The sequence below is a fragment of the Mycetocola zhujimingii genome, assembly GCF_003065425.1.
GTDB lineage: Bacteria > Actinomycetota > Actinomycetes > Actinomycetales > Microbacteriaceae > Mycetocola_A > Mycetocola_A zhujimingii.
This window is the reverse complement of record NZ_CP026949.1, coordinates 270,972-293,098: the sequence shown is the minus strand read 5'-3', so window position 1 is coordinate 293,098 and position 22,127 is coordinate 270,972. Positions and strand designations below refer to the sequence as shown.

The following is a 22,127-nucleotide window of genomic DNA, read 5'->3' as shown; positions in this document are numbered from 1 at the left end:
GGATGAAAGCGGGATGCGCCGCCGGAACCCAAGTCAGAGGCACCCGGCCAGGATCCGGCGACACAACCGCGCTCTCACAGGTACTTCCGTCTCAGACAGTGGTTTGGATGCACCGAGACCGAAACAGTGTGGAAACTTTTTTAGCTATGGCGGACGCTCCACGCCTGTCGTATGCTCCTTCGCGGGAGGCACCCATTCGGGGCATGAATATGCCATGACAAAGGAGTGCCGAACATGAAAAAGAAGAACACCGTCTCCGCGATCACCGCCGCCGTTGCGGCCCTGATCCTCGTCGGACCGATGGCACCAGCGAGTGCGCACGGATCCGCAACCCCCACCGGCTCGATCGTCGACGTCGCTGTGGCGGCATCCGGTGGCGGAACACCCGACAACAACCCGCACGATTACGATCTGCTCATCCAGGCGCTTGGCGCCACCGGGCTGGCCCCGGTGCTCGCCGACACCTCCCGTCGGTTCACGGTTTTCGCCCCGAACGACCGCGCGTTTGCCCGGCTCGTGACGGACCTGACGGGCACAGCGCCGGTCAGTGAAGCCGCGGCGCTGACGACGATCACGACGGCTCTGACCACCGAGCAGATCAGCAACGTCCTGCTGTATCACGTCGTGCCAGACCGCTCACTCGGAGCGATCGAGGTTCTGCTCTCGAGGTCGATCACTGTCGCAAATGGTGGAGTGATCAAGCCACGGCTGACCACGCTCCGCGATGAGAACACGAGCCTTCGCGACCCGCGCCTCATCCTGAAGCAGCTCAACATCCGCGCGAGCAATGGTGTCCTGCACGGCATTGACCGCGTACTCGCTCCCGCGGTGATCTAACTGCCGAGGGGGCCGGCGTTCTCGTTGAGGGCGTCGGCACCCTCGAGGCGGGCGCTGTCTCGCTACCGAGCAGCGGCTACTTCGTCACCGACGCGTCGTGCTCGTCGTGCGCGCGCTTGAGAAGCGCCATGAGCTCCACCTCATCGCGAACCCACTGCCGGTACTTGGGCTGCAGGGAACGGATGGCTTCTTCCTCAGCGAGGAGACGGGTGAAGACGCGATTGCGCTCGCTCTGGTCTGCCGTGTACTCGAGGTCGACGTATGCGGTCGCGTGGCGCCGCGCTCCGGAGATCGCTGCATGTGCTTTGCCCTTCGGACTCAGCATCGACGCCACGACAGTGACGACGAGTACCCCGAGGATGAAGGTCAGCGAGACGCCGGTGCTGATCTCGACGACGGGAACGTGCTCTCCGTTGTTGATGAACGGCACGTTGTTCTCGTGCAACGCGTGCAGGATCAGCTTGACGCCGATGAAGCCGAGAATCGCGGCGAGCCCGTAGGACAGGTAGACGAGGCGGTCGAGGAGCCCGTCGATGAGGAAGAAGAGCTGGCGAAGTCCGAGCAGCGAGAACGCCGTCGCTGTGAACACGATGAAGACGTCTTGCGTGAGGCCGAAGATTGCGGGGATCGAGTCGAGCGCGAAGAGAATGTCGGTACCGCCGATGGCCACCATCACGAGGAGCATCGGGGTGAGAACGCGCTTGCCGTTCTCCACGGTGATCAGCTTGTCTCCGTCGTAGTGCTCCGAAGTCGGGAGCACTTTCCTCGCTAACCGGATGATGAGGTTGTCTGCCTCATCTTTCTCGTCCTTTTTAGGCTTCAGCATGTTGCCCGCCGTGAGCAGGAGGATGAGACCGAAGAAATAGAAGATCCAGGCAAACGAATTGATCAGGGCTGCTCCGAGGAAGATGAACGCGGTCCTGGCGATAAGGGAGAAGACGATTCCGAACAGCAGCACCTTTTGCTGGTCTTCGCGGGGCACCCGGAAGCTCGACATGATGATCAGGAAGACGAAGAGGTTGTCAACAGACAGCGCCTTCTCGGTGATGTAACCGGCAAAGTACTCCGACCCGGGATCAGCGCCGCCGAAAATGAGAACGCCGAGGCCGAAAACGATCGCAATGCCGATGTAGATCGACGACCAGATCGCCGCTTCCTTGAGCGTCGGGATGTGCGCCTTCCGCACATGGAAGAAGAAGTCGAAGGCGAGCAACGCCAGAATGAAGACAATCGTGAGGGTCCAGATCAAAGGCGATACCTGCACGGTTCTGCTTTCGTTCGAGGCCGGCAATCGGTGCGCCGCACCGTGGAGTCAGAACCAGCCTACGCGGGTGGGGTCGCAGGGTTCCAGAGCGGACGCCACGACCACGAGAACGCGAGGTGCCCGGCGCGACTACGCGGGGGTTCGGATGCCCTCGGCAGAGAACATCCGGTCGAGGAATACCCGGCCGGCCCCGCGCAGGCCGGCCGTCGCGGGGTAGCGGGCCACATCCACAGAGAGCTGTTCGGTCACCATGGGGAGGCAGTCGGCATAGAGGGTGGCACGAACGCCCGCGACGAACACCGAGGAATTGGCAAGCACACCGCCGAGGACGAGGCGGTCTGGGTTGAAGAAGTTGACGATCGTCGCGAGCACGCCTCCCGTCATGACACCGGCGTTTCGCAGCAACCCCGTCGCCGTCGGATGCGCGTCCTGGGCGAGCTCAATCATCGCTTCAACCGACTGCACGTCTGTCCCCGCTACCCGCATCTCCTTCACGAGCGCGTTGCCGGATGCCAGTGCATCGAGACATCCGGTACGACCGCACGAGCAGGGCACGGGAGCCGCACCGGGCACTGACACGTGGCTGATGTCTCCGGCCCAACCGTTGCTTCCGGTGTACAGGGCACCCCCGGAGATGATGCCACAACCGATTCCCGAACCCACTTTGATGAGCACCTGGTTGTCATAAACGTCACCGTCGACGTCGAGCAGTTCCCCGACCGCCATGAGGTTGGCGTCGTTATTGACGATCACGGGAACCGAAACGAATTGCTTCATGACCTCGGCGACGGTCACGCCGTTCCACCCGGGCATGCGCGATGGAGAGATGACCTGGTTCGACGCTGAGGAGACGGGGCCCGGCACACCGACCGAGATCCCGCAAAGACGCGTGGTTACGGGCGCATCCGCATCAACGACCATCTTGCTGAGGGTTGTCGCGGCGAGGGCGAGCACCTCGTGCGGTCCGGCCGCGATGTCGAGCGACATGTGTTGCTCAGCGAGAAGCGTCCCGGCGAAATCAACGAGCCCGAACGACGCCCGGTCGACGCCGAGGTCGACGCAGCCAACTAAGCCAGCATTGCCGCGAATTTCAAGGTGACGCGGCCGGCGGCCCCCTCGGGACTCACCCGGACCGGTCTCAACGATATGGCCCCGGCCGATGAGCGCATCGACGCGCGCCGCAACAGTCGATGGCGACAGACCGGTCATCTTCGCGAGCGCAGCCCGCGAATTTGCCCGGCCGGAACGGAGAGCGGCGAGAATCTCGACGCTCTGTGGCGAATACGGCTGCGGCAAACGTGGCAACTCGGTCACCATCACCACCTCTATCGCTGACCTGAATCGAATAAGTTAATCCAGTCTTGCACAAAGTTGATCGAAATATACGTGTAACAATCTGTTGTTAGGTTGATCCCGCTTCCCGGAGCGCATTGACCCGGATGGCAACGCGGCCCGGCCGCACCACGAAATGTAAGGCGGCTCATGGCTCAGCGGAACGGCACCACGGCGACCGACATGGTCGTTATGCGTGACGTGCAGAAGCACTTCGGCGAGCACCACGTGCTCAAAGACGTCAATCTCACGGTCGCCACGCAGGAAGTCGTTGTGGTCGTCGGCCCATCTGGCTCCGGCAAGTCGACGCTCTGCCGGTGCATCAACCGACTGGAGACGGTCACCTCCGGCGAGATTCTCGTAGACGGCTCCGAGTTGCCCCAGGAGGGCAAAGACCTCGCCAGGCTGCGCGCCGATGTCGGCATGGTATTCCAGTCGTTCAATCTCTTCGCTCACCGAACGATCCTCGACAACGTCGCGCTCGCTCCCATGAAGGTTCGCGGCATCTCAAAGCGCGATGCAATGACCCACGCCCTCGAACTCCTCGACCGTGTCGGTATTGCTGACAAAGCCGATAGTTTCCCTGCCCAACTCTCCGGTGGGCAGCAGCAGCGAGCAGCCATCGCCCGCGCGCTCGCCATGCGCCCCAAAGTGCTCCTGTTCGACGAGCCGACTTCGGCACTCGACCCTGAAATGGTCAACGAAGTACTCGACGTCATGATCTCGCTCGCAAAGGAGGGAATGACGATGGTCGTCGTCACCCACGAAATGGGGTTCGCCCGTCGCGCTGCCGACCGCGTCATTTTCATGGACGCCGGGCGCATCGTCGAGGAGAACTCGCCTGCCGAGTTCTTCGACAACCCGCAAAGCGAGCGCGCTCAAGCGTTCCTCTCCAAGATCCTGGCCCATTGATCGTCTCTCATGAATTCAACGATGAAAGGTACTAACTTGCGCACTTCACAATCCCCCTTCCGCCGGGCGCTCCCCCTCGCCGCCGTCGCTCTTACGGCCATGCTTGGCCTCTCCGCCTGCTCCGGCTCCGGCTCCGACGCAGCGGTTCCCGGTGCCGAGCCAGACACCTCAAAGGAGTCGTCGCTCACCGAGGTCTACAAGAACGCCGTCGTGGCGGAAGCAGCAGACATCCTTCCCGACTCCACGATGGCAAAGATCAAGGAGCGCGGAAAGCTGATTGTCGGTGAAGCGCTCGACGCTCCGCTGCTCTCTCAGCAGGACCCTTCGAACCCCGAGAACGTCGAGGGCTTTGACGCGGACCTCGCCAAACTGCTCGCGATCTATATCCTGGGTGAACCGAACGTCGAGATCATTCCGCCGGCGTCCGAGACCCGTGAAGCCCTCCTGCAAAACGGCACCGTGGACGTGGTCTTCAACACCTATACGATCACCGAGGAGCGCGCTGAACAGGTCTCCTTCGCCGGCCCATACCTCGAGTCAGGCCTCGCCGTTGCGGTCAAGGCCGACAATGACGACATCAAGGGAATCGAAGACCTCGCTAACAAGAAGGTCATCGTTGGAGCAAACACCCCCGCCGTCACCGCCGTGCCCGCTGAGCAGCCCACCGCGACCCTTGTGAGCTTCTCAACCGACCCGCAGGCGATGAAGGCACTCAAGCAGGGCCGGGGCGACGCGTACGTGCAGGACTTCACTCTGCTCGCGTCGAACGCGGCATCCGACCCGTCGGTCAAGGTCGTGGGCCAGCCCTTCACAACCGAGGCTTACGGCATCGGGCTCAAGCACGACGATGAGGACTTCAAGACCTTCATCAACGAGTGGCTGATCAAGATTCAGGAAGACGGCACCTGGGCAAAGGTCTGGGACGCGACGCTCGGCGCCGCTGTTGAGTCCGAGACCCCTGAGGCCCCCGAAATCGGTTCCGTTCCGGGCTCTTAACGGTCTGCCGGTTGCCGTGTCCACTCACGGCAACCGGCTCTGGGCGTCCGCGAGCGGACGCGCTCGCACCCCCGTCATAAGGAAATAATGGAGATCTTCGTCGATAGCGCAGGACCATTGCTGTCCGCGCTCGGAACGACCATCCTGATGGCGCTCGTCGCCGGGATCGGCTCACTACTGTTAGGCACGCTCATTGTCGCCGCCCGAATCAGCCCGATCCCCGTGCTGCGCGGGGCGGCGTTCGCCTACGTTCAGTTTTTTGTGAACGTTCCACTACTTGTCTTGCTCGTGCTTGCGGTCTTCGCACTTCCCGACGCCGGCATCCTGCTCCCGCTGGGGCCCACAGCGGTCATCGTCCTGATCCTCTATGAGGCCGCCTACGTGGCCGAGGCGATCCGGAGTGGCGTCAACACCGTCGGCAACGGGCAGATCGAGGCGAGTCGCGCGCTCGGATTCACCCTCGTCCAGACGCTGCGCCTCATTGTCATTCCGCAATCGCTGCGTGCTGCCGTCCAGCCGATCGGAAACGTGATGATAGCGCTCACCATGAACACGGCTCTTGCGGCCGCGGTTGGCGTCGTCGAACTCACTGCCGCCGCGAACAAGCTCAACCTCATCGAAGCGCAGCCGATTCTCATCTTCACTGCGGCCGGGTTGGCGTACATGCTCCTGGCTCTCGTGATCGGCCTCAGTGCCGGCCGCATCGAGCGAAAGGTGGCGATTCTCCGATGAGCGCCGCAACAGGCATCCGTCCGGCCCGCCGGAAGGGACCGGCGCAGCACACGGTCTCGCTGTATGACGAGCCGGGGCCACGCACGCGCCGCACCATTCGACTCTGGTCTGTGATCGTCACGGTTCTGCTATTCGCGGCCGTCGGCGCGGGGCTTTATCAGTTCGGATCACGTGGTCAGCTCGACGCGGACAAGTGGACGCCGTTTTTGCAGTGGCCCATCTGGCAGTATCTCTTCGTTGGGCTATGGGGCACCATCCAGGCCGCCGCCCTGGTAGCTGTGCTTGGCGGACTCCTCGGTGTGCTCCTCGCGCTCGGACGGCTGAGCAACGTGCGGCTGATTCGCTGGGCGTGCACGGGTTATATCGAAATCGCCCGCACGATCCCCGTTCTGCTTCTGATCTACCTGATGCTGTTCGGCCTGCCGCAGCTCGGACTCAACTTCCCGCTGATCTGGAAACTCGTCATTCCGCTCACGATCGCGAATTCGGCGGCCTTCGCCGAGATCGTTCGCGCCGGAATCCTCGGTTTGTCACGGGGCCAGCGCGAGGCAAGCCTGAGTCTCGGAATGTCCGAGGCGCAGACCACGCGACTCATCGTGCTTCCCCAGGCGCTGAGGTTCGCCGCGCCTTCGCTAATCACCCAACTCGTCAGCCTCGTCAAGGACACGTCGCTCGGCTACATCGTCGCGTTCACCGAGCTTCTCTATCGCGGCCAGGTGCTCTCCTCATTCAACCAGTTGCTGATCCAGACCTTCGTTGTCGTCACACTGATTTACCTGGTGTTCAATGGCGCGCTGTCGGCACTGGCGGCGCGGCTGCGCACCAGCCCAACGAAGCGAAGCCCCGCGAAGCCTGGTGCTCCCGCTGTGGCACCGCTTGCCGGAACGCCGATTCTCGACTGAGCAAATCGCTCGCTTTTCACCACCAACCGATTGTCGCTCGCCGCGACGAAGGAGCACCCGTGACACTGTCCAACGCCGGATTCAACCTCGCAGAACTGGCCGTCATCGTGCGGTCCGGGGTCCCGGAAAGCCGCCACTTTGGCTGGCTGGTGGCCCTCGACGCCAACGGGACCGTCGCCGCACACCTTGGTGACGATTCAATACAGGTGCTGCCGCGGTCGACGACAAAGCCGTTACAGGCGCTCGCATGTCTCATTGCCGGAGCAGACCTGAGCGATGAGGAGCTGGCAATCGCGGCAGGAAGTCACACGGGAGAGGATGCTCACGCGGAGGCTGTTCGCAGCATCCTCTCTCGCGCACAGCTCGACGAATCAGCGCTGCGCTGCCCGGTCGACTGGCCCGAAGACGAGCCGACCAGGGAGCGCCTTATCCGCGATGGTGAAACACGCTCGCGGGTGCGAATGAACTGTTCCGGAAAGCACGCGGCGATGTTGCTTGCGTGCGTGACCAACGGATGGGACACGTCGAGTTACCTCGAGCCGTCGCATCCCCTGCAGCGGCTTATCCTCGAGACAGTCCAGCGGATGTCGGGGGTCGAGGTCGCCCACACCGCCGTCGACGGCTGCGGCGCGCCCCTCTTCAGCACGACGGTCGAAGGACTCGCCCGCGCATTCCGAGGACTCGTCGCGGCCGAGGAAGGAACCAACGAGCGCCGCGTGGCCGACGCTATGCGTTCCCACCCGTTCTTCGTCGGAGGAGACAATCACGCCAATAGCGACACCATGAGCCGCATCCCGGGCGTGCTCGCTAAGGGCGGCGCTGAAGGCGTGATCGGAATGGCTGCGGCGAGCGGGCAGGCTGTCGCTATGAAAATCGTTGACGGAAGCCCACGGGCGACCACGCTGCTCGCCCTCAGGATCCTCGGTGCGCTTGGTGTCGACACCTCGGCCGCTGGGTCTCTCACCGAACTGCCCATTCTTGGTGGCGGCATCCCCGTCGGCTCCATAGTGCCCGGCGCAGACGTCGAAGACTGGCTTACAGCGACACGCACCGGGATTCGGTAATCGTGGGGGAAACAGGCGCCCGACCGCTGGCAGAGATCTGTGTCGACGACCTAGATGGCGCACTCGCCGCTGATCGAGCCGGTGCAGACAGGATCGAACTCTGCGCCAATCTCATGGAGGGGGGAACGACCCCGAGCATGGGCCTCATCCGCTCGGTGTTCGACACGGTCGAACACGTCGGGGTTCAGGTCATCGTGCGTCCGCGGGGCGGGGATTTTTCCTACAGCCCCCAAGAAATCGACGTGATGTGCAACGACCTGCGGGCGATCACTGAGGCTTCGGCGAACGGGCGCACTCCAGTGGGAGTTGTCGTCGGTGCGCTGACGCCGACCGGTGAGGTCGACGCCCCGGCGATGAAGCGCCTTGCCGCCGCTGCCGCCCCTCTACCGATCACCTTTCACAAAGCGTTCGACGCAACGAGGAACCTGCTCGAGGCATACGACGCCCTCTCTGCTCTCGGGGTCGAGAGGATTCTGACCTCCGGCGGGCCGGGAACAGCACGTGACGGAGTCCAGGTTCTTGCGGAACTCGTGCGCCGCTCAGCCGCAGGCACCGAAGCCGCCGACCACGCCGTGCCGCGACCGAGCATCCTCGTTGCAGGGTCGGTACGGGCGAACAACGTTCGCGCGATTCTGGACGCCACCGGTGCACATGAAGTGCACGCGCGGCTGCAAATACCCTCGAGCCGCAACGACGGTACGTTACGGACCGACCAGGCCAGCATCGCGGAATTCCTGACCGAGTTGGATACCATCCGCTCACCTGGCGACGCCCGCTTCCGCGTGGCGTCCGCCGCCGCTGTCTCTCGCGACACTGCTGCCGCCGGCGACGACAGGCCCGTCGTCCTTGCGCTGGACGTGGGTGGGACAAACCTCAAGGCAGCGATCGTCGACGTCGCTGGCAGGACCATCGCGTCGCGTTCGGTTGGAGCTGGCAGCACCGGCACCGAATCGCTCGAACGAATCGTCGAGCTCTTGGTGTTCCTGCGAGACCGCGCCCAGAGGGCCGGACACACGGTGATCGGTGTGGGAGTGGCTACGCCCGGAATGGTCGATGCGAGCAACGGAATCGTGCGATTCGCGTCGTCACTTGACTGGACCGACCTTCCGCTCGGCCCGATCCTGTCAGCCAGGCTCGGCGTCCCTGTCGAGATTGGCCATGACGTCCGCTCGAGCGGACTCGCCGAGAGCATGTTCGGGGCATCAGCCGATGCCGGTCATTCTGTGCTCGTCGCTATCGGGACCGGCGTCGCCGCATCCATACTCAGTGGTGGCCACGCCGTTGTCGGGGCGATCACGACCGCGGGCGAACTTGGTCACATCCCCGCCATTCCCGACGGTGAAGCTTGTGTCTGCGGCCAGCGGGGCTGCCTCGAGGTCTATCTCTCAGGTGCTGGTCTTGCTCGCCGGTACGCCGCGGCCGGAGGCGAGCCCAGCCTCGATGCTGCTGCGATTTCCAGCCGACTCGACTCGGACCCTGTTGCTGCTCGCGTGTGGGCGGAGGGAGTGCGCGCATTTGCTCTCGGACTCGCCTCGCTGACCTTGCTCGTCGACCCGGCGATCATCGTCCTCACCGGAGGGGTGTCGCGCGCTGGAGCTCTCCTGCTCGACCCGGTGCGTTCCGAGCTACAGAAATCGTTGTCCTGGCGGGATGCTCCAGAGATCCGCCTGTCGGTACTAGGCACCTCAGGAGCTCGCATCGGAGCAGCGGTTCTCGCATTCCGCGCGGCGGGTCGGGGCGAGACGCCTGCATCATGGAGACGGGCGGATGTCCTAACGGAGACGCACTTGCACGTTCCCGTCATCGGCTGAACCCTGGTTGTGCGCACCTCCTGACTCGGGGGGAACGGGTCAGGAGGCTGGGCTACCAAGAAGGCGGAGCAAACTGGCCAGTTGGGCGCGCTGCGCCCCCGTGAGCAATTCGAGCTCGTCGGCCTCGAGCCGCACGAGCGCGACCATCGCGGCATCGACGCGCGCCGTGCCGTCGTCCGTCAAACGCGCCAGGTTGCTTCTGCCGTCATTGGGATTGGGCTTACGCACGATCAAACCGCGCTCGTGGAGGTTTTCGAGGCGGTTGGTCATCGCTGGAGTGCCGATCATGGTCGCTCGCGACAGCGCCATTGGACTCATTTCGTGCGGAGGGTCAGCGCGCCGAAGCGCGGCAAGAACATCAAACTCCCAGCTGCTCAGGTCGGATCGGCGGAATGCGTCTGCCCGAAGCTCGTTGAGCCGGAGAGCTACCCGGCGCAGTCTCGACATGACGTCAAGCGGAGTGAAGTCGACCTCCGGAATGCGCGCAGCCCAGGCATCAACGAGCAGGTCAACCTCGTCGTCGTCGTTCATGCTGCCCACATCCTTCGAAGAGCCCGCCGATACGGTGATCCGCACGACGCCATGCGGTAAGTCTGCAGACTTCCCCCTCGACCGTGCAACCGGCGCACCGAATGGTTGGCCGCAAATGCCGGTCAGACCTTGTTAACTGGAGGTCGGCCATCACCCTGATGGCTGATGATTCAGCAGCACGAGGAGATGACCACCCGATGACGCAACGTCCCGCGCTGCCCGAACTGTACGAGCGCATGGTCGAGGCCGAGCTCACGGAGATACATCCGTGGGCCCTCCTCCTCGGAGACAAGTGGGAACACCGCGCCACTCATATTGAGGAGGTCTTCCCCGGCTGGGAAATCGTGCCTTTCGCGAGGAGGACCGACAATGATGACGTCGCGTGCTGGGACGGTCATCGCGTCGTACTCATCGACGACTACGACCTCATGCGGGACAACGGAGTGGTGAGACGCCACGTGATGAGGGAATACCCGTCGATGGACGAGTGGTTGCACACAGCGGTCCAGGACTTTATTGAGTTCGGGCCGTTATAGACGCGTCGGAGCGTCGCCGACGTGGGCATCGACGACGATGCGTTTCTCGAAAACCTCTACAATATTGTCGGCGGTGGTACGGAATCCACACAGTCCGTGCCAGCCGCGATCGCCCTCGCTGTCAGGTCCAGGGCTGATCCGCACCGCTGCGCGCTCCTCGCCGCAAACCTCGGTGACGATACCCACACGATCGGGGCTATGGCCGTTGGTCTGGCGGGAGCGGTTGGAGGGTTCTCGTCCATCGACACGGACCTCGTCACCACACTCGACAGGGTGAACGGGCATCCGTTCGCCGACATCGCTACCCGTCTCGCCGCCCTGAGGCAGAGCTCCACCGAATAAGGCAACACATGAAACCGCTCGTCGAACTTCACGTCCACATCGAAGGCACCCTCGAACCAGAAATGGTGTTCGACCTCGCGACCAGAAATAACATCGCGCTCCCCTACGCCAGTGTCGACGCCCTGCGCGAACTGATGGAGTTCGATGACCTCCCCTCGTTCCTCGACCTTTACTACGAGTGCTGCGCGGTCCTGCGCACTCGCGAGGATTTCCGTGACCTGATGGTGGCGTACCTCCGTCGGGCAGCTGCGGCCGGTGTCGCACACGCCGAGATTTTCTTCGACCCACAGACGCACACCCTCCGAGGCGTGCCCGTCGACGACGTCATCGATGGGCTGCTCGACGGCATCGCGGCAGCGCGCGACGATCTCGAGGTGACAGCCGGACTCATCCTGTGCTTCCTTCGCGATCGTCCGGTCGCCGAGGCAGCAGCAACGCTTGAATCAGCAGCACACCGCGCGGGCGATCTGCTCGGTGTCGGGCTCGATTCGGCGGAGGTCGGTTATCCGCCGCACCTCTTCGCCGAGGTCTTCGAGCGCGCCCGCGAACTGGGCCTCCGCACTGTGGCCCACGCCGGCGAAGAGGGCCCGGCTGAATACGTCAGTCAGGCACTCGACGTGTTGCGGGCCGAACGCATCGATCACGGCATCCGTTCGCTGGAAGACCCGGAGCTGGTCGAGCGTCTGCGCAGAGATCAGACGCCCCTCACTATCTGCCCGTTCTCGAACGTGCGGTTGCGCGCGGTGGCGGATCTTGCTGGCCACCCGTTGAAGCGGATGCTGGATGCCGGCCTCAACGTCTCAATTCACTCCGACGATCCCGCGTACTTCGGCGGTTACATCGATGACAACCATCGCGAGATTGAAGCGGCGCTCGGCCTGTCGGCCTCAGACCTCGACACGCTCGCGACGAATGCGATCAACTCGGCATTCATCACCGACGAGCGGCGAAACGAGCTGCTCGGCTAGAGGCACGACTGGTATCGCGCTTCGTGGTTTTTCGCGAACGAGTCCCCGCAAAGCCGGGGGTACAACAGGGCCCCGAGTGTTTTCGTTGAAGCGACCTAGGCTGACGTCGTGAGCCGCAGAAAGCTTCACGACGACAACACAGGGAGAGCCGTTCATGACCACAATCGGAATTCTCGGCGCCGGCCAGGCGGGAAGTACGCTCGCTCGCGCGGCGATTGCGGCGGGTTATGACGTCGTCATCGCCAACTCCCGTGGGCCGGAGACGCTGAGGGGCCTCGTCCGAGCGCTGGGTCCGATGGCGCGTGCCGCGTCCGCTGCGGACGCTGCCGCCGCCGCGGACTTCGCGGTGGCCGCCTTCCGGTACACGCCGAGCGACGCGCTGCCGGTCGCGGAACTCGCGGGAAAGGTCGTGATCGACAACAACAACTACATGCCCTGGCGCGACGGTAACTTTCCCGAGGTGGATTCCGGACGGAAGACGATTCACGAACTACGGCAGGAACAACTGCCCGAATCCAAGGTCACGAAGGCGTTCACGCACGTCCAGTTTCACGAGCGCCACCTGATCCGCGTTCCAAGCGATGCGCTGCCTGCGTTACTCCGGCTGGCGAGGCCAGCCGGTGCACCCGACCGCAAGGCGCTGGTGGTCTCGAGCAACTACCCGGATGCTGTCGAGCTGGTGACTCGCTTCTACGACGATCTCGGGTTCGACGCCGTCGATAACAGCCCGCTGAGCGAATCGTGGCGCAGTGCGCCCGGCACACCGATGTGGCGCCATCACGTCGACGGACAGAGTCGCGACGAACTCATCCGCAACCTCGAGCGGGCCCAGCGCATCACGACCTGAACTCTCTGGGGTCGTCGCCGACCTTGCCCGAATCGCGCTAGCGACTAGCCACTGGGACTCTGACGCGAACGTCGTGTTCGCGCTCAGGGGCCTTGTGTTCGCCCTCGGGTGCTTTCTGGTGCCCTGGTTCGTCGACCGTTTCGGGCTCAGCCAGAAGAACAAGCCCTCCCGGACCAAACGACGACTGAGTCAGCCGCTCAATCCATGCTCGATTCAGCGCCGGCATTTCATTGGCGGTGTAGTCATATCGCAAGGAAAGAGTGGGGTGCATCCAGATGGTCGTTCGTCCACCCTCCGGGGCTGGCCAGGTGAAGTAGCAGGACTCGCCTCGCCGTAATTTGGCACCGATCACCACTTGAAGATGCGCAAGCGTGCGGTCGTCAAACTCGATAGGGGTGCCGCCGTCGTAGGTAAGAGTACCCATAGAAATCTCCTGAAATCGTCCGTTTGCACGTCCCAGGGTCCGGGGGAATCAGCTACACACCCATACTAGGTGCGCACCAAATCGAGCGCTAATGGTTTTTCCTGGCAGCATCTCGACGGCTCCCGACAGGACGAAGGCCGGAGGTAGCCGTTGACACCCTTCAACCAGTGCTGAGTTCGCTGGGGTTCCGTTACCCGGCACCCGGCACGAGCGTTCATGCGCACGTGCCGGGTGCTGTGCTGTCTGGAGCCGAAGTTGTGGTCTTCAGCGGAAGTATGGTTTGCGGCGGATCCACTCGGCGATAGCGACCTTGGGTTTGCCGTTCACCATGGTGACGGTGAACACCCCGGTGTCGACCATCCGGTGGTGGAACCAACAGAACAACACACCATTATCAATGTGAGTGGGGCCGCCTTCGGAGTGGGGAATGACGTGGTGCGCTTCGCACCCGGTCGCCGGGATCTGACAGTCCGGCATCCCACAAGTCGGACCGTCACGGGCGATCATTCCCATCCGCTGCGACCGGTTGAACCCGCGTTGGTCGTTACCAAGGGCAACGACGGTGCCGTCAGGGTCGATAAATACCGGGATGATGCTGGCATCACAGAGAATCTGGGTGATCGTTGACGCCGCCACCGGGCTGTTCACTCCCACGATCTGCCCGGTGCCGGTCTTCGAGTCGATGACCTCCGCGTTGACGGTGACCACGACAGTGGGTGCCGCGCCGGTGACACTGGGTGCGTCGGCGGAGCGGGCGAGGGCGTCGATCATGGCCGCGAACACGTCCGCACGCTGTTGCCCGGCGGTCCGGCGGGCCCGGATCGGCTCATCCGGCGCCTGATCCTGCGTCTGGTCCTGCCTCTGGTCGTGCGTCTGGTCGTGCGTCTGATCCTGCGTCTGATCCTGCGTCTGATCCTGCGCCTGGTCGTGCGCCTCGCCCGGTGTGGCATTCGGCGCACCGTCTGCCCCGGCGGGGTCGGTTGTCTCGTATCGGTCCGCGGTCTTCGGACTCAGTACCGCATCCAACAGGGCGTGGAGTTTCGCGCCGACGTCAACGGTGACCTGGCCACCGAACTTCACCAACCCGTCCTTCGCCGCACGAGCGATCCAGAAATCGCGTTTCTGGAACGCTTTGTCGGTATTGGGTTCAATCCCGTCTTCATCCAACCGGTCCCGCCACTGCCTGGCTTGAATACCCACCAGATCGGCCGACATGGGCAACCCGTCGCGCCAGCCCGCACCGACCGCCTCAGTGACCAAAGTGCGCTCCGCGATAGTCAGGTGCTCGACTTCTGCGCGGGGTGCAGCCAACGACAGTTCACGGGTGATCGCCTCGGCTGTTTCCACCCCGATCAAACCCCGCCGGAACGCCTCCCCCACCACCGGGAACAACGGCGGCAACGGGAACCCGGCATCGCTGACGCGGCGACAGGTCCGCTGACCGACCCGGATCAACCGGGACGCTGCCGCGGACGACACCCCGGTAATCACCTCAATCAGATGCGACGGACGCTGGTAGTTATGCTTCACCGCCAACCCCTCGTTACCGCGGGCGGGGTCGGACCGGCCAGCGACCTCCGCACTCAACGCCGCGAGCACCGCCTCACCGGCTCGCACCACCCCGGCAACCTGACCCAGCTGCGTCAACACCTCTTCGCCGGTCAACCGGTCGAGATGATCCAGGTCGAGAACATCGACGACCTGGCCCAGGTGTGTGAGCAACCCGGTGAGCGCACTCTCACCCTCCGGCACCGATGCCGGCGGAAAGTCACTCACCGCGAGACTCATAGCACCCGCACACCCCCACCAGTCGAGCCATCCGAGTCAAGGACACAAGGCACGGCCACACCCGAATACGCTCCACCGAAACGATGGCGGATCGGACTGCTGACCGGGATGTTCATGACTTCAGTACACACCCAACCACTGACATTGACCTGCCGCGCCAACGGCATCCCGCCCGGGCCGCTGCAGGCATCCGAATGCCGCACCAGAACGGTGACGGATCGGGCTGCTGACCGGGATGTTCATGACTCCAGTACACACCCAACCACTGACATCGGCGTCGCGGAGGTGGGTGCAGAAGAACACCGTGCCTTTGCCGAGAGTCACACCCCGCCGAGCACGCCCTTACCGAGTCGAGACGACCTGCGCGTCACTTCTCGACGCCTTCAGGAAACCACTCGCGATATCCCACAGCCCGAGCACCACAACTGCCGCGGCGGTGATGCCCGCGATCCACCGCGCGGTGGCAACATCCCAGTCGACGCTCGACAGGAACGACCAGTCGAAGACCTGGTCAGTCGCGAGCAACCAGAGTGCGGGAATCACGAACAACACGGCGACTCCGAGGTTCACGGCAGCGAGCGGGAGCGTCCAGCGCCCAACCGCGAAGAGCACCACGGCGAAGACGGCCTCGAGAACCAGCACAGCGATCAGGTATGGCAGCCAGAAATTCCACAGGTGCTCCTGCAGAACCAGAACCGGTTTTCCCTCCAGATACAGCAGCGAGCCCACCCGCTGCCAGAGCAGTAGACCGATGGAGAAGGCAAGGAGAATCACCGTCGCGATCGTGTCAGCGAGCGAGACCTGTTTGTGGCGCTCGATCGGCGGAAGCATCTCAGGAGCCCACGTCTTGAGCCCGAGCGAGCTGCGTCGGACTCCTGTGCGTTGCAGAATTGCGAACACGAGGGTCACCCAGAACGCCACCTGAATCAGCGCACCGATACACGCACTGAGAGCGGCACTGAAGGCGATGATCGGATCTTGCGGCTCGATGGCCATCCGGATGACAAGCACACCAACGAAGGATGTTGCACCCACGATCCAGAGGAGAAGTTTCAGAACGCGCAACCAGGAGAGGTAGAGGTCCGGCCCGACCAGGTACAGCGGCTGCTCGGCGTAGCGCGCGGCCAGCTGACGAGGGTCACCGAACTCGGTGAGCACAGTGCTCTCCGCTTCGGCGGGCGCCTGGCCACTGTCAATACGCGCTTCGATGGCATCCGTAATTGATCCACGCAGTTCGCGATCGATATCGTCGCGGTTCTCTTCGGGGATGGACTTGAGGGCGGCGAAGACGTAGCGGTCGGTGAGAGTCGTCATGATCGTCCTTCTTCGTTGAGCTGGTGAATGGAGGAGTGGAGGTCATCCCACTCCGCGAGGAGCAGGTCGAGCAGTTCGCTGCCCTTCTCACTGGTGGTGTAAAACTTGCGGGGCCTCGCCTCGTCTGTGTCCCAGGAGCTGGTCAGCAGCCCCTGTTTTTCGAGTCGGCGCAAGAGCGGGTACAGGGTGTTGGCCTCGACGGCAAACCCGGCCTGCTCGAGAGCTTCGAGGAGGCCGTAGCCGTATCCGGGGCGCTTCAGCACGGACAGGCACGCCACCACGATCGTGCCCCGCCGCAGTTCCTGCAGGTGTCCACTCAAGAGGTCGTCGTCCATGCTCACACTATAGTGTGCGTCACACACTATGCGCTAGTCGCACACCATTTGTTGTACGCCGTTCAGGCTGTTCATCTCACCCGGGCCGCTGTACCGAGGACCTACCTCGGGCCGGCAACACCCATCAGATTGCCCTCCGGATCGGCGAAGTGGCCGACCGCGAGCGCGCCGCTGGGATTCTGCGCTGGCCCGAGCACTCGAGTGCCACCCAGCCGCTCGGCATGCGCGAGCGCCTCTTCCACATCGTCCACGTGGTGGACTCTGCGCACCGGTGAGTGGTTAGGTAGGCATGCGTCACCGTCGGAGTTGCCGCGCCAGCGAAAGGAATCACCGTGAAGACCTTCACCCTGCCGAACACCGAAATCGTCGCCCCCAACGTCGTCCTCGGACTCATGCGCATTCCCGACAAGACGGACGATGAGGTCCGGGAGCTCGTGCACACCGCCCGGGATGCCGGCATCGACTTCTTTGACCATGCGGATGTCTACGGAAACGATCTGCACGGATGCGAGCGCCGATTCGCTGAGGCGATGAAGCTGAGCGCGTCGGAACGTGACGCCATCACCATCCAGACGAAGGCCGGGATCGTGCGGGAGGGCCCGTACTTCGATTTCTCCTACGAGCACATCATCGAGTCGGTCAACGGATCGCTCGAGGCACTGCAAACGGACCGGATCGACATCCTGCTCCTTCACCGTCCCGATGCCCTCGTCGAACCGGAAGAAGTCGCCCGCGCCTTCGACGAACTTGAAAGCGCAGGCAAGGTCAAGGCATTCGGCGTCTCGAACCACACCCCGCGGCAGATCGACCTGCTGAAGCGGTATGTACGGCAGCCGATCGTGGCCAACCAGCTGCAGCTGTCAATCACCCACGCGCCCATCGTGACGCAGGGCGTCGCCGCGAACATGCTCGGCGAGCAGCAGTCGGTCACGCTCGACGGTGGTGGGATCGTCGACTACTGCCGCCTCAACGACATCACGATCCAGGCCTGGTCACCGTTCCAGGCCGGGTTCTTCACCGGGGTCTTTCTTGGATCACCCGAGTACGCGGAGCTGAACGCCGCTATCGATCGACTGGCCGCCCAGTACGACGTGCCACCGATCGCGATTGCTACGGCGTGGATCACCCGTCACCCGGCCCAGATGCAGGTGGTGCTCGGAACGACGAGCCCTGAGCGCGTTACCGGGGCTGCCCTCGGCTCTGAGATTCCGCTGACCCGCGCCGAATGGTACGAGTTGTTCCGCGCGGCGGGCCACATCGTTCCGTAGGCCACATCGGCTAAGGCCCCGGGTGGGGAATACCGGCCAGGGGCCGACGCATTTTCCCGTGTGCTCGAACGGCTAGAATCCCAACGCGACGAGTGGAATATCCGGGTAGATCTTCCTCACCGCCTGGTCGACACACGAGCTGACCGCCGTCAAACGTTCCTCATCCTCGACTCCACCGGGGACGAAGTCCTCGAAGTTGGATTCGTCCCCCGCGTACTCGAGGCCTGCGTCGCCCAAACAGCGGCGGGTCTCTTCGGCAACTGCCGAATCCATCCGTGGTTCAGTCAGAGTCCTGTACGCGTGTTCCACCAGATCGACGTGCTTCTTTCGGCAGTCGGTATCAGCCCGAGCGGATGCCCCCGTCGAAATATCTCCGTCGAGGGCCTGCATCAGGAAAAGCTGGTTGTCTGCCGGGTTGAGCATGGGGCCATCAACCACAAAGCCCCGTTCAGTCATGCACGCCACGTAACTCTGAACCGACGTTTCATAATCCTCGAGCGTTACAGATCCATCGCTGAGGAGGGCCACCTGCGATTCGTACGCTGCACTTTGGGCCTGACCGAGAGCTTTACTGACCACGGCCGTGGCGTCGACAGCAGGGCGGGGGTCGGCGACGGCCTCGGGAACAGCCTCCGCGCAGCCGACGAGAGCCGCGCCGAGCGCGGCGATACCCAAGGGGGCCAGGACAGCACTGGAGATCAAACGCATCAACCGGCGGGTGAGAGGCGGTCGCGCCGGGGCGGCTGGCCAGAGACTCACGACCTGAACTTTCGGTTTCATAGTCTGAAGCATCATTTCCCACCTCTGGCACTCGGCTGCGAGCATCCTGGCTGGAGCTTAGCGTGGCATCGTGCGGTTCGCACCCAACAACTTCCGGCGCCAACCTCAAGAGGCTGGCGCCGGAAGCGCTGGTGACCGGATGCTCGGCGTCAGTCTTCGCAGAAGGCCGCATCGACGGCATCCGTTACCGCCTTGTAGGTGTCCATCATCCGCGGCTCGTCCTCCTCAGCGATGAAGGCCCAGGGCAGAGCGGTGACGGCAACCGTGAATGCTGTTCCGTCGGAGGCCACACCGTTGCGCGTCTGGAAGCCGTGGATGTCGCCACCGTGCCCCCAGATCACGCCGCCGCAGCTCAGCGGGTAGCTCTGCAAACCGAGACCGTACCCCGCTCCTGGCCACAGGCCTTCCTCGGCCGGCACCGTCTTCTGCATCTCGGTTGTCATCTCCTCGCCCAGCAGCCGCCCGTCGAGGACGGCCCTCGTGAACTCGTTCAGGTCGCTCGGACTTGCGACGATCTGACCGGCGGCCCAGCCCCATGACGGGTCAAGCGCGCTCACGTCATAGAAGTCACCATCCGAATTGATGTGGTACCCCGAAGGGTGCTCGCCGCGGAGTGTTTTCTCGCCGACCGTCGGGAAGTAGGTGTGTTCAAGCCCCAGCGGCTCAATGATCCGTTCGGTGATCACCTCGAAGAGCGGCCGTTCGGCCACGCGTTCGATCAGAAGGCCGAGCACCAGATAGTTCGTGTTGCTGTACTCCCAGCGCTCACCGGCGGCAAAGCCCGCCGGCTTGCTGAGCGCGATATCGAGGAGGTCCCGTGGCGATGTGTAGACACTCTGTACCTTCTCAAAGTCCATCGCGATCTCGTCGGCGTATTCGGGGAGTCCTGACATCTGCTGCAGCAAATGACGCACGGTGATGCGCGTGCCGTCGACGCCATCACCCGTGACCAGACCCGGCAGGTAGGTGTCGATGGGCTCATCAAGTGCAACCTGACCGTCCTCGACGAGCTGCAGCACAGCGACGGAGGTGAACGTCTTCGTGTTGCTCCCCATCCGCACTTCCCCGTCGACGGGTACCGGTTCGTCGGTCGTGAGGTTCCCGACCCCGGCCACGTAGTCCTCGTGCTCCCCGTCGGGGTTGGTGAACGAGGCGAGCGCTGCGGGAAAACCGAGATCGACCAGGTCGTCGAGGTGTTCCTGGATGACAGAGTTCTTAGCGGTCGCCTCTTTTTCCACCGGCGCGGCATCCGACCACGCACCGGCACCCCACGCGCCGGCGACCAACGCTCCAACGGCCAGCACGCTGGTCGTCGCGATGATGACGCCACGGCGCCTGCTCGGCTGGATCGCCGCTGGTTCAACGGTGTTCTGTGATTCCTGCTGATTCATGGACATGTCGTTTCTTCCCTTGTGATTGAGGTGCTCCAGGCTGAGTGAGCTGGATCGTGTTGAGACTTCCGCTGTCCGAATCGGACAGGTCCAGCCTCGCCAGATACATACGCTCGCGCCCCGCCCGGAGGGACAGGATCATGACTGTCCTTGAGGATGGGGCGCCGACCGACGGGCCGCAGCACGCTGGGGACATGACGAATTCCACATCACCAGCCCTCGCGATTCGCGGGCTGAGTAAGTCCTTCTCCGGACACCCCGCCGTCGAGGACGTCTCATTCGACGTCTTCGACGGTCGGGTTGTCGGTCTCCTCGGCCCGAACGGCGCCGGCAAGACCACCACCACCCGCATGATCCTCGGCCTCGCCGCTCCCGACAGTGGGGAGGCACTCATCCACGGACGCCGATACCGCGACCTCGAGCAGCCTGCACAGACCATCGGGGCGCTCCTCGATTCGGCAGGACTGCACCCGGGCCGCACCGGCAGGGAGCACCTCCGTATCGCCGCAGCGCAGATCGGCGTTGCTCAGCCCCGGATCGACGCCGTGCTCAATGACGTTGACCTGAGCACAGCGGCCGACCGGCGGATCGGCGGCTACTCGCTCGGCATGAAGCAGCGACTGGCGCTGGCCGCAGCACTGCTCGGCGAGCCGTCCATCCTGATCCTCGACGAGCCGGCAAACGGCCTCGACCCTGCGGGGATGCACTGGCTTCGCCAGCTCATCCGTTCCTTCGCGGATGCCGGCGGCTCAGTCCTCCTGTCGTCCCACGTCCTGTCGGAGGTGGCGCTTGTCGCCGATGACATCGTCGTGATCGCAGCGGGCAGGGTCGCGGCATCCGGCGACCTTCGCTCCACGGTCGACGCCCACGGAGGAGACCTCGAGAGCTACTATCTCGATCTCACCTCGACAAGTGCGGGGGTGCGCTGATGATCCGCGCAGAACTGCTCAAAGTCACCACGACTCGAGCAACCAAGGCAGCGATCGGCGTCGGCATTGCCGGTCTCATCGCAACACAGGTCACCCTCGTCACCGTTCTCCCCGCCCTCGCGAGCGGCGCCATCGGCCCTGGCCGGGAAGCGCTGGGAGATGACCTTCCCGCGTTCGAGCTCACCTCTGCGGCAGCACAACTCGCCGCGGTCAGTCCGCTCGGTTCTTCAACGGGCGCTGGCTCCATCGGTATCGCGGTGCTCGCGGTGCTCATGCTCGGCGTCCTCGCGGGCACCACGGACTACCGGTTCGGCGGGATCGTCCCCACCGCGCTGGCAGAACCCCGTCGCGGACGGATCCTCGCGGCGAAGGTGGGCGCAATGGCCATCGTCGGGGCGGTTGTCGGGGTCGCGTACGCGGTCGTCAGCGTTGCGACGCTGCTGATCTCGCTCACGCTCGCGCAAACCGACCTGGCCGTCAGCATTCCGGACCTCCTCGGAGTTCTGGGACGCGGTGCTCTCGTGGTGCCCCTGCTTGGGCTTCTCGGGCTGGCCATCGGCATCCTCGCTCGCAATCAGCTGGGGGGCGTGCTCATCACGCTCGGCGTGCTCCTGTTCGAACTTATCGCGCAGGCCACCATCCAGCTCGTCACCGGCTCCCTGCCGGTCTGGGCGCAGCTGATGCCGCTGTCACTCGGACAGGCTGCCGTCTCTCCGGGCGTGGCGGGCAGCATCCCGCCTCTCATCGCCGTTGCGGCACTCGCGGCGCTCATCGCCGTGGTGACGGCAGCGGCGGGAGCGGCCATGCGATCCCGTGACATCTGA

24 protein-coding genes are annotated in these 22,127 nt (G+C 63.8%); 14 read left to right on the top strand and 10 right to left on the bottom strand.

The window, feature by feature from the left end:
• The first annotated feature begins 234 nt into the window (after positions 1 to 234).
• On the top strand, positions 235 to 837 hold the full coding sequence (locus C3E77_RS01400; protein WP_198410523.1) for a fasciclin domain-containing protein: 603 nt from the start codon (positions 235 to 237) through the stop codon (positions 835 to 837).
• Between the two features lie 76 nt (positions 838 to 913).
• Here the strand turns inward: C3E77_RS01400 and C3E77_RS01395 are convergent, their stop codons facing one another.
• Together C3E77_RS01395 and C3E77_RS01390 are read right to left on the bottom strand one after the other, a co-directional pair.
• The gene (locus tag C3E77_RS01395) at positions 914 to 2,101 is read right to left on the bottom strand and encodes a TerC family protein (RefSeq protein WP_108390007.1); all 1,188 of its coding nucleotides are present in this window, start codon (positions 2,099 to 2,101) and stop codon (positions 914 to 916) included.
• A gap of 129 nt (positions 2,102 to 2,230) precedes the next feature.
• The gene (locus C3E77_RS01390; protein WP_234031254.1) at positions 2,231 to 3,415 is read right to left on the bottom strand and encodes an ROK family transcriptional regulator; all 1,185 of its coding nucleotides are present in this window, start codon (positions 3,413 to 3,415) and stop codon (positions 2,231 to 2,233) included.
• Positions 3,416 to 3,583: 168 nt separating this feature from the next.
• Here C3E77_RS01390 and C3E77_RS01385 point away from each other — a divergent pair, with 168 nt between their 5' ends.
• The 6 genes from C3E77_RS01385 to C3E77_RS01360 all read left to right on the top strand — a co-directional run bounded on the left by C3E77_RS01385 (position 3,584) and on the right by C3E77_RS01360 (position 9,850).
• Complete coding sequence (locus C3E77_RS01385; protein ID WP_269467314.1) at positions 3,584 to 4,345, top strand: amino acid ABC transporter ATP-binding protein; 762 nt, start codon at positions 3,584 to 3,586, stop codon at positions 4,343 to 4,345.
• Between the two features lie 36 nt (positions 4,346 to 4,381).
• The gene (locus C3E77_RS01380) at positions 4,382 to 5,341 is read left to right on the top strand and encodes a glutamate ABC transporter substrate-binding protein (protein ID WP_234031253.1); all 960 of its coding nucleotides are present in this window, start codon (positions 4,382 to 4,384) and stop codon (positions 5,339 to 5,341) included.
• 87 nt (positions 5,342 to 5,428) lie between these two features.
• Positions 5,429 to 6,073: an amino acid ABC transporter permease gene (locus tag C3E77_RS01375; protein ID WP_108390005.1), complete on the top strand. Its 645-nt coding sequence runs from the start codon at positions 5,429 to 5,431 to the stop codon at positions 6,071 to 6,073.
• On the top strand, positions 6,070 to 6,975 hold the full coding sequence (locus C3E77_RS01370) for an amino acid ABC transporter permease (RefSeq protein ID WP_108390004.1): 906 nt from the start codon (positions 6,070 to 6,072) through the stop codon (positions 6,973 to 6,975). The genes C3E77_RS01375 and C3E77_RS01370 overlap by 4 nt, the downstream gene beginning before the upstream one ends.
• Before the next feature lie 59 nt (positions 6,976 to 7,034).
• Entirely contained in the window at positions 7,035 to 8,039 is a 1,005-nt protein-coding gene (locus C3E77_RS01365) for an asparaginase (protein ID WP_108390003.1), read from the top strand.
• Between the two features lie 2 nt (positions 8,040 to 8,041).
• Positions 8,042 to 9,850 carry a copper homeostasis protein CutC gene (locus C3E77_RS01360; protein WP_108390002.1) on the top strand — a complete coding sequence of 603 codons (1,809 nt, stop codon included), beginning with the start codon at positions 8,042 to 8,044 and terminating at the stop codon, positions 9,848 to 9,850.
• A gap of 39 nt (positions 9,851 to 9,889) precedes the next feature.
• Here the strand turns inward: C3E77_RS01360 and C3E77_RS01355 are convergent, their stop codons facing one another.
• Entirely contained in the window at positions 9,890 to 10,381 is a 492-nt protein-coding gene (locus tag C3E77_RS01355; protein ID WP_108390001.1) for a MarR family winged helix-turn-helix transcriptional regulator, read from the bottom strand.
• Positions 10,382 to 10,578: 197 nt separating this feature from the next.
• On the opposite strand from C3E77_RS01355, the gene C3E77_RS01350 reads away from it, so the two are divergent.
• From C3E77_RS01350 to C3E77_RS01335, 4 genes are all read left to right on the top strand, one after another.
• Positions 10,579 to 10,917: a hypothetical protein gene (locus C3E77_RS01350; RefSeq protein ID WP_108390000.1), complete on the top strand. Its 339-nt coding sequence runs from the start codon at positions 10,579 to 10,581 to the stop codon at positions 10,915 to 10,917.
• A gap of 21 nt (positions 10,918 to 10,938) precedes the next feature.
• On the top strand, positions 10,939 to 11,259 hold the full coding sequence (locus tag C3E77_RS01345; RefSeq protein ID WP_108389999.1) for an ADP-ribosylglycohydrolase family protein: 321 nt from the start codon (positions 10,939 to 10,941) through the stop codon (positions 11,257 to 11,259).
• 8 nt (positions 11,260 to 11,267) lie between these two features.
• On the top strand, positions 11,268 to 12,227 hold the full coding sequence (locus tag C3E77_RS01340; protein ID WP_108389998.1) for an adenosine deaminase: 960 nt from the start codon (positions 11,268 to 11,270) through the stop codon (positions 12,225 to 12,227).
• 154 nt (positions 12,228 to 12,381) lie between these two features.
• The gene (locus tag C3E77_RS01335; protein ID WP_108389997.1) at positions 12,382 to 13,074 is read left to right on the top strand and encodes an NADPH-dependent F420 reductase; all 693 of its coding nucleotides are present in this window, start codon (positions 12,382 to 12,384) and stop codon (positions 13,072 to 13,074) included.
• Positions 13,075 to 13,111: 37 nt separating this feature from the next.
• Here the strand turns inward: C3E77_RS01335 and C3E77_RS01330 are convergent, their stop codons facing one another.
• The 5 genes from C3E77_RS01330 to C3E77_RS01310 form a co-directional block, all read right to left on the bottom strand.
• Complete coding sequence (locus tag C3E77_RS01330; protein WP_234031252.1) at positions 13,112 to 13,498, bottom strand: DUF7882 family protein; 387 nt, start codon at positions 13,496 to 13,498, stop codon at positions 13,112 to 13,114.
• Between the two features lie 264 nt (positions 13,499 to 13,762).
• Positions 13,763 to 15,274 carry an HNH endonuclease signature motif containing protein gene (locus tag C3E77_RS01325; protein WP_162924875.1) on the bottom strand — a complete coding sequence of 504 codons (1,512 nt, stop codon included), beginning with the start codon at positions 15,272 to 15,274 and terminating at the stop codon, positions 13,763 to 13,765.
• Between the two features lie 354 nt (positions 15,275 to 15,628).
• Positions 15,629 to 16,600 (bottom strand): permease prefix domain 1-containing protein, encoded by a 972-nt coding sequence (locus C3E77_RS01320; protein WP_108389995.1) that lies wholly within the window; start codon positions 16,598 to 16,600, stop codon positions 15,629 to 15,631.
• Complete coding sequence (locus tag C3E77_RS01315; protein WP_108389994.1) at positions 16,597 to 16,935, bottom strand: PadR family transcriptional regulator; 339 nt, start codon at positions 16,933 to 16,935, stop codon at positions 16,597 to 16,599. The genes C3E77_RS01320 and C3E77_RS01315 overlap by 4 nt, the downstream gene beginning before the upstream one ends.
• A 101-nt stretch (positions 16,936 to 17,036) precedes the next feature.
• Positions 17,037 to 17,186 carry a VOC family protein gene (locus tag C3E77_RS01310; RefSeq protein WP_198412176.1) on the bottom strand — a complete coding sequence of 50 codons (150 nt, stop codon included), beginning with the start codon at positions 17,184 to 17,186 and terminating at the stop codon, positions 17,037 to 17,039.
• 81 nt (positions 17,187 to 17,267) lie between these two features.
• Here C3E77_RS01310 and C3E77_RS01305 point away from each other — a divergent pair, with 81 nt between their 5' ends.
• Positions 17,268 to 18,203, top strand: coding sequence for an aldo/keto reductase (locus C3E77_RS01305; RefSeq protein WP_108389993.1), 936 nt, complete (start codon positions 17,268 to 17,270; stop codon positions 18,201 to 18,203).
• Between the two features lie 72 nt (positions 18,204 to 18,275).
• Here C3E77_RS01305 and C3E77_RS01300 read toward each other — a convergent pair whose 3' ends face one another.
• Both C3E77_RS01300 and C3E77_RS01295 read right to left on the bottom strand, forming a co-directional pair.
• Positions 18,276 to 18,962: a hypothetical protein gene (locus tag C3E77_RS01300; protein ID WP_162924874.1), complete on the bottom strand. Its 687-nt coding sequence runs from the start codon at positions 18,960 to 18,962 to the stop codon at positions 18,276 to 18,278.
• 170 nt (positions 18,963 to 19,132) lie between these two features.
• Positions 19,133 to 20,380 (bottom strand): serine hydrolase domain-containing protein, encoded by a 1,248-nt coding sequence (locus C3E77_RS01295; RefSeq protein WP_198412175.1) that lies wholly within the window; start codon positions 20,378 to 20,380, stop codon positions 19,133 to 19,135.
• Positions 20,381 to 20,568: 188 nt separating this feature from the next.
• Here C3E77_RS01295 and C3E77_RS01290 point away from each other — a divergent pair, with 188 nt between their 5' ends.
• Both C3E77_RS01290 and C3E77_RS01285 read left to right on the top strand, forming a co-directional pair.
• Positions 20,569 to 21,303: an ATP-binding cassette domain-containing protein gene (locus C3E77_RS01290; protein WP_108392898.1), complete on the top strand. Its 735-nt coding sequence runs from the start codon at positions 20,569 to 20,571 to the stop codon at positions 21,301 to 21,303.
• Positions 21,303 to 22,127, top strand: a complete 825-nt coding sequence (locus tag C3E77_RS01285; RefSeq protein ID WP_108389991.1) for a hypothetical protein — start codon at positions 21,303 to 21,305, stop codon at positions 22,125 to 22,127. Before C3E77_RS01290 ends, C3E77_RS01285 begins: the two co-directional genes overlap by 1 nt.